Origin of the sequence: Mycolicibacter acidiphilus (assembly GCF_018455725.1) — a bacterium.
GTDB lineage: Bacteria > Actinomycetota > Actinomycetes > Mycobacteriales > Mycobacteriaceae > Mycobacterium > Mycobacterium acidiphilum.
In genome coordinates, this window is sequence record NZ_JAHCLR010000130.1 from 1 (window position 1) to 832 (window position 832).

General features: G+C 65.4%; 1 protein-coding gene. It reads left to right on the forward strand.

All coding sequences use genetic code 11. The annotated features are described in order from the left end of the window. Positions 1-204: 204 nt before the first annotated feature. The coding region (locus KIH27_RS22155) for an IS110 family transposase (RefSeq protein WP_214095094.1) at positions 205-832 on the forward strand (628 nt) is incomplete at its 3' end.

The window sequence follows — 832 nt, forward strand, 5'->3', positions numbered from 1 at the left end:
TCGGTGGTGTGGCTCGCTGCGCGACTGGCCCATTTGGTGCCTTGTGTTTGATCTGTCCACTGCCGGGCGGGGCGAACTACAGGGTGATGCCGACCGAGTGGACATGACCTCATAGGAGCCTGGCCTATAGGCCCCGTCAACGTCTTGTCTGCCCACCCGGCCGGTGTTGCCACCACCCGTTGACCCGGAGGGGCACTACCCATCATGACAAGCACACTGCCGGTTGTCGCCGGCGTAGACACCCATTCGCTGACCCATCATGTCGCCGTTTTGGACGCAGCGACCGGAAAACTGCTCGGTGAGCAGCAGTTCCCTGCAAACGCGGCCGGCTATCGGGCGATCCTGGCGTTCGTCTTGACGTTCGGATCGGTACTGCGATTCGGCGTCGAGGGCACCAACTCCTACGGCGCTGGGCTGACCCGACACCTGCTTGAGGCCGGTGTCGAGGTGAGGGAGGTGATCCGCCCCAACCGGGCCGCACGGCGACTGCGCGGCAAGTCTGACCCACTCGATGCGATCACCGCAGCCCAGGCGGCCCTGGCCGGCGAAGACCTACCCGTGCCCAAGAGCAGTGACGGGCCGGTCGAGTCGATCCGAGTCCTGAACCTGGTGCGCGACTCGGCGGTCAAAGCCCGCGCGAACGTGCTCCGCCAGGTCCACATGCTGCTGGTCAGCGCACCCGCATCGCAACGCGAAAACCTGCAGAAACTAAGTGAGAAAACATTATTGGACACTTTGCGTCGCAGCCGGCCCGCCGACCCGGTCAACGGTGTCGGTCACGCCACTGCCACCGCCCTGCGCCACCTCGCCGAGCGGCACCGGCACCTCACCA